Genomic DNA, 7,935 nt, shown 5'->3' on the forward strand with positions numbered 1-7,935 from the left:
GCTAATAGACCAATAAGAATTCAAGGAAAGGCCAACGCCATAGGCACGCAGACGAACAATCGCCGAGCAGGCAAACAAATCAAGAAAAGCCCAACACCGCAGGCAAACAGACACCAAGCGCCGCGCACGCAAAAACCCTATTCCTCTGCATCATGCTCAATCACAAACCGCCTCAAATAAGCCAGCACGGCGGCTTCAACCGCCCGATGGTCAGCGGTACTCTTTGACCCCGAGTTTTCCTCATCGCCAAACAACGTGGACGGCGCATTATGCACATCCACTTCCTGGCCTTCGCGAAACACGCGGATCTCGTGAACGTCTTCAGCGTACTCGGCAATCCAGTGCACGCCTTCAATATGCGCACCTGCGCGAACGGTAGGTATCTTCATGGACGTCTCCCGTCGGGCCGGACCAGGGCGCCAACCCTTGCTATCACCATACGCCGTCCAGATGTCAGGCGCGAGCCTTGTCGGGTAATTTCCTGAAATTTCGCTGCGTTGCAACGCGCTTTCCGGACGTTTCATCGCACGGCGAACAGCGCTCCCGCAAGCACCCATGCCCCACAGAACGCGCCAACATCCCCATCAAACGGCCTGTCCAGCCGCATCCGCCCGAGTGGCGAACACCCCCCGGCACACGCGTTGCTGCACACACAAAGCCAACAACCAACCGGAGGACCGTCATGCCCGAACAGAAAACCATCAAGCGTGCGCAAGCCGACAAACGTGCCGGCAAGGCACCGAGTACCCAGGCCGGAGAATTCATCAAGGAACAGATCGATAAGGTGCGCGCCGGCAAGCACGGCGTCAGATCGGCCAAGCAGGCGATCGCAATCGGCCTGTCGGAAGCGCGTCGCGCGGGCGTCGCCGTGAAGTCGCCGAAGAAGGGCACGACGAGCGAGGCAACGCGCAAGAAAGCGGAGAAAGACAACGCCGCAGGCCAGCGCAAGAGCACGGCCAGGAAGAGTACGAGCAGCGAGACGACGGCTAAGCGCTCGCGTGCGGCAACCAATGCACTAAAACGTGAAGGCAGCGCGGGTGCATCGCACAAGGCTTTGTCGAAGCAGACGAAGTCGGCAGCGGCCAAACGTCCGGCCGCCAGCCGTTCGGCGGCAGCGAAGAAGGCCGCTGCAACGAAGGGAGCGTCAGGCCGCTCGGCCGCAGCCAAAAAGGCTGCGCACACGAGGGCTTCGCGTACGCATCACTGACGCTGGCATGCGGCGCGCGCCACCCATGCGCGCCGCATTGCTCCAGCACGCTTGCTGAATTACTGCACCGTCGCCAGCACGTCGCCCACCGTCTTGAAGATGTGCGCAATCTGCTCTTCGTCGATGATGAGCGGCGGCGAGAACGCGAGGATGTCGCCGGTAAAGCGCACCAGCACGCCCGCCTCGAAGCACTTCACGAACGCTTCGTAAGCCCGCGCGCCCGGCGCGCCGTCGCGCGACTCGAGTTCGACGCCCGCGATCATGCCGAGGTTGCGAACGTCCTTCACATGCTTCGCTCCGCGCAGCGAGTGAGCAGCGGCTTCGAACGTCGGCGCCAGCGTCGCTGCGCGCTCGAACAGGCCTTCACGGCGATACAGGTCGAGCGTCGCCACCGCGGCCGCGGCCGCTGCCGGGTGAGCCGAATACGTGTAGCCATGGAACAGTTCGATCGCGCCCTGCGCGCCGCTGTTGACGATCGTGTCGTGGATCGTGCGGCTCGCGGCCACGGCGCCCATCGGGATCGCAGCGTTGTTGATCGCCTTGGCCATCGTGATCAGGTCCGGCGTCACGCCGAAGTATTCGCTCGCCGTCGCCTTGCCGACGCGGCCGAAAGCCGTAATCACTTCGTCGAAAATCAGCAGGATGCCGTGCTTCGTGCAAATCTCACGCAGCTTCTGCAGATAGCCTTGCGGCGGAATCAGCACGCCCGTCGAGCCGGCCACCGGTTCGACGATGACGGCGGCGATCGTCGACGCATCGTGCAGCGTGACGATGCGCTCGAGTTCGTCGGCGAGATGGGCGCCCCAGGCCGGCTGGCCTTTCGAAAACGCATTGTGTTCGAGGTTATGCGTGTGCGGCAGGTGATCGACCGCTGGCAGCAGCGCGCCGGAGAACGTCTTGCGGTTCGGTGCGATGCCACCAACCGAAATGCCGCCGAAGCCCACGCCGTGATAGCCGCGCTCGCGGCCGATCAGACGCGTGCGCTGGCCTTCGCCGCGCGAACGGTGGTACGCCAGCGCGATTTTCAGGGCGGTGTCGACCGATTCCGAGCCGGAATTCGTGAAGAAGATGCGGTCGAGGCCGTCCGGCATCAATTCGGCGACTTTCGTGGCTGCTTCGAATGCCAATGGGTGGCCCATCTGGAAGGTCGGGGCGAAATCGAGCGTGGACAGTTGCTCGGTGATCGCGGCGACGATTTCGTCACGGCCGTGGCCGGCGTTCACGCACCAGAGACCGGCGCAGCCGTCGAGCACTTCACGCCCGTCCGTGGTGCGGTAGTACATACCCTTGGCCGATTCCAGCAGGCGCGGCGCGGCCTTGAACTGGCGGTTGGCGGTGAAGGGCATCCAGAAAGACGACAGGTCGTCGATGACGGGGCGCGAAGTCATGGTTTTCTCCTCGAAGTGGTCCCCCAAGGGACTTCCTTTGGGGCATAGCCAAAACTGTAGCGTTCGCGGTTTAATGGCGGCATAAACAGTTGACGCAGTGTGGTGCTAACTGTGCTGGTGGAATTGCGACAACTGTGCCGACTCCTCATCCCTACTATGATCGAACTACAACTTGAGCGCGACCGGCGCGCCGCTCCCACGCTCGTCGAGCAGGTCGTGCAGGGCTTTGCGCGCGCTATCGAGGCGCAGTCGCTGCGCGCCGGCGCGCTGTTGCCGTCGGTGCGGCAGTTGGCGCAAAGCCACGAACTGAGCACCTTCACGGTCACCGAGGCCTACAACCGTCTTGTTTCAATGGGTCTCGTGGTGGCGCGGCGCGGCTCGGGTTATCGCGTGGCGGCGCGCGCGCAGTCCGCGCGGGTTGCGCCGACCGATTGGCAGCCGCCGAGTCTGACCGCGACCTGGCTCTTGTCCGACGTGTTCGCCGACCATTCAGTGCCGATCAAGGCGGGTGGCGGCTGGCTGCCGAACGAATGGATCAACGAGACGGGTCTGCAGCATGCGCTGCGTGCGATGAGCCGGGTGCCGGCGGCGCGCCTTGGCGACTACGGGCATCCTTACGGCTTCGCGCCGCTGCGCGAGCGGATCGCCGAGCAACTCGACCGGCGCGGTTTGCCGGTCGACGTCTCCAACGTGCTGCTCACCCAGGGTGCGACGCAAGGGCTGGATCTGATCGTCCGGACGCTGTTGCGCGCGGGCGATGCCGTGATCGTCGAAGATCCCGGTTACTGCAATCTGCTGCAGATTCTCAAGCTGGCGGGGCTGGTGGTGCATGGGGTACCGCGCACGCCGGCCGGTGTCGATACCGACGTGCTCGAAGCGCTGGTCGCGCAGCACAAGCCGAAGGCGATTTTCGTCAACACCACGCTGCAGAATCCGACCGGCGCGACCTTCGGCATGTCGGCGGCGTTCCGTCTGTTGCAGATCGCGGAGCGTCAGCGCATGTGGGTGATCGAAGACGATGTCAGCCGCGAACTGGCGCCGCCTGGCGCGCCTCTGTTTGCCGCAATGGAAGGCTTGCAGCGCGTGCTCTACGTTGGCGGTTTTTCGAAGACGGTGACGCCGGGGCTGCGCTGCGGCTACGTGGTCGCCGAGCGGGCGGTGTTGCGCGAACTGGCGCGCACGAAGATGGCAGTGGGCTTGACCTCGTCGGAAGCGATCGAGCGGATCGTCGACAAGGTGTTGCTCGAAGGACGCTATGCGCGCCACGTCGAAGCCGTGAACGAGCGGCTCAAGCTTGCGCATGCGACCGTCGAAGAGCGGCTCGATTCGCTCGGTCTCGAACTGTTTCACCGGCCGCGAGCGGGCCTGTTCCTGTGGGCGCGCCTGCCGATCGAAGCCGAGCGCGCGGGTGAAGTGGCGACCGCAGCGCTCGCGCATGGCATCTGGCTCGCGCCTGGCTCCTACTTCCGTCCCGACGATGCCCCGAGCGCCTGGTTCCGTTTCAACGCGCCGTACTCGACCGACGACGCGTTGTGGCGCTTCATCGAGCGAGTGGGGCAGGGCGCGATCTAGCAGTACTTAAGCGGACCTCCCGATCTAACTGCGCTTAAGCAGACTGGCCGAGCAGCTTCAGCGCGATCGGATACAGCGAGAGCACCAGCAGCAGCGCCATCGCGACATTGAAGATGCGCAGCCGCTTCGGGTCCGACAGCACCTCGCGCATCGCGGTGCCGAAACCGGCCCACAGGCAGATGCACGGAAACCCGATCACGTAGAAGATCACCGCCATCGCGACGGCGTTCATGCTGTAGCTCTCGCTGAGGTGGATCGTCGTGGCGGCGGTCAGCACCATCATCCACGCTTTCGGATTGATCCACTGGAACGCGATGGCTTCATGAAACTTCATGGGTCGGCGCTCGCCTTTCTTGACCTTCAGTTCGCCCGACGTGCCGATTTTCCACGCGAGATACAGCAGGTACGCGACGCTCGCGACTTCCAGCACGGTGTACAGCACGGGAAAGTGCACGAAGGCTTCGCCCAGACCAATGCCGACCGACAGCATCAACAGCACGACCCCGGCGCTGATACCGGAAAGATGCGGCAGCGTGCGGCGAAAGCCGAAGTTGACGCCCGAGGCCAGCAACATGGTGTTGTTCGGACCGGGCGTGATGGTGGTGACGAGCGCGAACAGAATGCCGGCAGGCAGCGCGCTGAGGCTGAGGTAAGACATGGGTGGCTCCGGTGTCGGTCGATAATACCATTGGAGCATTCTAGCGAACCATGCCGGTACAGTACCTGTACGGTTTTTGGGATGGTGTCCGGTACAGGTGGGGGCAGGGGTAACGTGGACCGACCCCGTCGAAGAGAAGCTAGTGAGCGCGAACGTGTTGAAGAGCCCGGGCTATCTCGGCAACGAGCTGATGCTGTTGATACGGTTTGCGCAGCCTTGGAATGTCCAGGCTCGCCCCCTGTGGTAGATCGGCATAGCCCGTGGCGAGGAGAATGGGGAGGTTCGGACGCAACTCACGCGCAGCGACGGCCAACTGCACGCCAGTCATCTTTGGCATTGAGTAGTCGGTAATGAGGAGATCCACCTTCTGCCCGTTCTTCAGTACTTCGAGTGCATTTGCGCCGGAATCCGCTTCAATGACCTCGTGCCCCAGGTCCTCAAGCAGGTACGCCGTGCTTGACGCAATCAAGGCGTCGTCATCGACGACGAGGATGGTGGCATGTATGGAATCGATAGCACTGTCTTGAGGCTTGGGTTGTGCGAGCGGTAGCGCAATCGAATCTTGCGAAGTAACTGGCAGCCATAACGATGCCCGGGTGCCACGTTCCAACTCACTTTCGAGCCGTAGTGAGCCGTTCAACTGCAGCGCCAGTCCGTGAATCATTGACAGGCCCAGTCCGGTGCCCTTGCCGAGTTCCTTGGTAGTAAAGAAAGGCTCCGTCGCCTTGGCGAGCGTTGCCGCGTCCATGCCCTTTCCCGTGTCGCTAACGGTAAGACACAGATAGTCACCGGCTGCCAGCTCATCTCGCCCCGACGAGTTAGTCACGTCAACGCTAATCAATAATGTTCCACCCTCTGGCATCGCGTCGCGGGCGTTAACCACAAGATTGAGAAGCGCGAGCTCGATCTGGTTCGCGTCGACCAAGGTCAGCGGCAACGTTTCAGGCAGATCAAGCTTGAGTTCTATCTGCGATCCGATCGACCGTTCCAGCAAGTCAGTTATCCCGCGAATCAGGTGGGAGAGATGCGTCGGTTCAATCTTGAGGTCCTGTTGCCTTGCGAAAGCCAGAAGACGTTGCGTCAGGGCGGCGCCGCGTTGGGCGCCCTTAAGGGCGCCGTCGATCAAACGCCCTGCCTTCAGATCGTCCGGAGTCTGCTTGCGCAACAGTTCCAGATTGCCCATCACCGCCATGAGCAGGTTGTTGAAGTCATGGGCCACACCTCCGGTGATCTGACCAATCATCTCCATCTTTTGAACCTGCCGCAGAAGTTCTTCTGTGCGCTCACGTTGCCGGATCTCATCAAGGACAACCTGATGGGCACGTTCGAGTTCCGCAGTCCGCTCGGCAACTTTCGCTTCGAGCGTCTCGTTGACACGGCGCAGGCTGTCTTCGGCGGTTTTGCGTGCGGTGACATCGGATGCCACGCCGACGAGGCGCATACCACCCGGTGACCCGTCGCGCACCAATCGGGCGCGAAGTTCAGCCCAATGCAGGGTTGCATCGGGCCAGACGGTGCGGCATTCAATCGTGAAATCACAGCCTGTTTCATAGCTCTCGCGCATGGCGTTCTGCACCCGGTCACGATCGTCAGGATGGACGCTCGCGACGAGTTGCCCATACGAGAAATCCGCGTTCAGTAGACGTCCGAAGATTGCCTTGCAGGTGGCCGACGTGATGAGGCCGGAGGTCAGGAGATCTAACTCCCACGAACCCAGTTGGCCGGCAGTTAGCGCGGTGTGCAGGCGCGCCTCGCCCTCATGTAACTCTTCAATGCGGGACCGGGCCTCGAACTGTCGAAACCGGCCGCGCAATGCGGTGCCCACCACGCTGATAAATGTCGTCGGGTGAAACGGACGCTCGAGAAACGTCACGTTGCCGAGCATCATCGATAGCTCGGCGAGCCGTGCATCTCCATCAGGCGTGCCCCGACGCTGGGTTAGCACGATGAACGGGAAATCTGACCATGGGGGTTGTGCTGCAACCCAAGCCGCTAGCGCACGGAGGTCACCGCCGCGCAGCGCCTCTTCGGTTACGACCGCGCAACTGATCGCGTCGCTCAGCATGGCAGAGAACCGCACGAGGTCTGGGCACACAATCGCTTCCGCTCCTGCTTGCTGCAGAAGGGCAAGCGCCACGGAGGCGTCCCGCCCTGCTGGCGTGAACACCAATGCTGGGCAGAGGTTGCGGTCAGGCGGGTTCATTGCGGGTTGCACCCGGGGTCAGCAGCGGTCCGGTGTTGCCGACAAAAGTCGGCACGCCGCGCAGCACCCCCTGAAAATCGTCCAGAGGTGCGCCAAGGATCAGGCCGGTCTGGCCGATGCGAAACTCGCGGATGGATTCTTCGTGGTGGCCAGTGCGTTTCTTGATGATGGAGACCGCGCGTCGCACCCGGCCCAAGGCCTCGAAATAACGCAGCAGGATGACGGTATCCGCGAGATAAGTCACATCCACCGGCGCCTTCATATCGCCGACCAGGCCGTGCTGCGCCACGGTCAGAAAGGTGGTCGCGCCTTGCCTGTTCAGATACTGAAGTAACTCATGAATATGCAGCACCAGCGCGTTTTCCTGGGGCATCGCCGCCTGGTAGCCGTTCAGGCTGTCGATGACCACGGTTTTTGCCTGCGCATGGTCGACGCGCGCACGTACGCGATGGGCGAACTCACCAGGAGACAGCTCCGCGGCATCGACCTGCTCGATAAGCAGGTTGCCCGCGTCGCGCATCGCTTCCAGATCAAAACCCATAGATAGGGTTCGGTCAAACAGCAGGCCGAGTTCTTCGTCAAAGACGAATAGCGCCGCTTTCTCACCTCGTGCGATCGCTGCGGCAATAAACTGGAGCACGAAGGTGCTCTTGCCTGTACCGGCTGGCCCAAGAACCAGCGTACTGGACCCTTGCTCCACGCCACCGCCAAGGAGCGCGTCCAGTTCGGCGACACCGCTGGCTATCTGCCGGCGCTCGAAATTCGTCCGATGTTCTGACGCGACGAGGCGCGGGAACACTGAAACGCCGCCCTTCTTGATCGAGAAGTCGTGATAACCGCCGCGAATCCCGTGGCCGCGATACTTCGCGACTCTGAGCCTGCGTCGCTCGGCTCCGTAGTCAGGCGC

The 7,935-nt window shown here is 62.4% G+C and carries 7 protein-coding genes; 2 read left to right on the top strand and 5 right to left on the bottom strand.

The features are described from left to right. Window positions 1-137 precede the first annotated feature (137 nt). A complete protein-coding gene (locus PQQ96_RS40890; RefSeq protein ID WP_115776711.1) occupies window positions 138-389 on the bottom strand; it encodes a hypothetical protein in 252 nt (83 codons plus the stop codon). A 293-nt stretch (window positions 390-682) separates the two neighbouring features. Here PQQ96_RS40890 and PQQ96_RS40895 point away from each other — a divergent pair, with 293 nt between their 5' ends. After that, window positions 683-1,207, top strand: coding sequence for a DUF6496 domain-containing protein (locus PQQ96_RS40895; RefSeq protein WP_408302931.1), 525 nt, complete (start codon window positions 683-685; stop codon window positions 1,205-1,207). A 59-nt stretch (window positions 1,208-1,266) separates the two neighbouring features. Here PQQ96_RS40895 and aptA read toward each other — a convergent pair whose 3' ends face one another. Further along, window positions 1,267-2,595 carry an omega-aminotransferase AptA gene (aptA, locus tag PQQ96_RS40900; protein ID WP_408302933.1) on the bottom strand — a complete coding sequence of 443 codons (1,329 nt, stop codon included), beginning with the start codon at window positions 2,593-2,595 and terminating at the stop codon, window positions 1,267-1,269. A gap of 156 nt (window positions 2,596-2,751) precedes the next feature. Between aptA and PQQ96_RS40905 the strand changes: the two genes are divergently transcribed. Continuing rightward, window positions 2,752-4,167, top strand: a complete 1,416-nt coding sequence (locus tag PQQ96_RS40905; protein WP_408302936.1) for an aminotransferase-like domain-containing protein — start codon at window positions 2,752-2,754, stop codon at window positions 4,165-4,167. Window positions 4,168-4,201: 34 nt separating this feature from the next. On the opposite strand, the gene PQQ96_RS40910 is transcribed toward PQQ96_RS40905, so the two are convergent. The 3 genes from PQQ96_RS40910 to PQQ96_RS40920 all read right to left on the bottom strand — a co-directional run. After that, the gene (locus PQQ96_RS40910; RefSeq protein ID WP_408302938.1) at window positions 4,202-4,825 is read right to left on the bottom strand and encodes a LysE family translocator; all 624 of its coding nucleotides are present in this window, start codon (window positions 4,823-4,825) and stop codon (window positions 4,202-4,204) included. Window positions 4,826-4,964: 139 nt separating this feature from the next. Further along, a complete protein-coding gene (locus tag PQQ96_RS40915) occupies window positions 4,965-7,028 on the bottom strand; it encodes an ATP-binding protein (protein WP_408302940.1) in 2,064 nt (687 codons plus the stop codon). Then, window positions 7,015-7,935: ATPase domain-containing protein (locus PQQ96_RS40920; protein WP_408302942.1), on the bottom strand; the 921-nt coding region annotated here is incomplete at its 5' end. The genes PQQ96_RS40920 and PQQ96_RS40915, both read right to left, overlap by 14 nt.

The sequence above is a fragment of the Paraburkholderia sediminicola genome (assembly GCF_046027825.1).
Lineage (GTDB): Bacteria > Pseudomonadota > Gammaproteobacteria > Burkholderiales > Burkholderiaceae > Paraburkholderia > Paraburkholderia sediminicola_D.

Bases quoted from the DNA above. Each gene is read 5' to 3' on its own strand.
- PQQ96_RS40890 (WP_115776711.1), bottom strand. From the start codon at position 389: ATGAAGATACCTACCGTTCGCGCAGGTGCGCATATTGAAGGCGTGCAC.
- PQQ96_RS40895 (WP_408302931.1), top strand. From the start codon at position 683: ATGCCCGAACAGAAAACCATCAAGCGTGCGCAAGCCGACAAACGTGCC.
- aptA (WP_408302933.1), bottom strand. From the start codon at position 2,595: ATGACTTCGCGCCCCGTCATCGACGACCTGTCGTCTTTCTGGATGCCC.
- PQQ96_RS40905 (WP_408302936.1), top strand. From the start codon at position 2,752: ATGATCGAACTACAACTTGAGCGCGACCGGCGCGCCGCTCCCACGCTC.
- PQQ96_RS40910 (WP_408302938.1), bottom strand. From the start codon at position 4,825: ATGTCTTACCTCAGCCTCAGCGCGCTGCCTGCCGGCATTCTGTTCGCG.
- PQQ96_RS40915 (WP_408302940.1), bottom strand. From the start codon at position 7,028: ATGAACCCGCCTGACCGCAACCTCTGCCCAGCATTGGTGTTCACGCCA.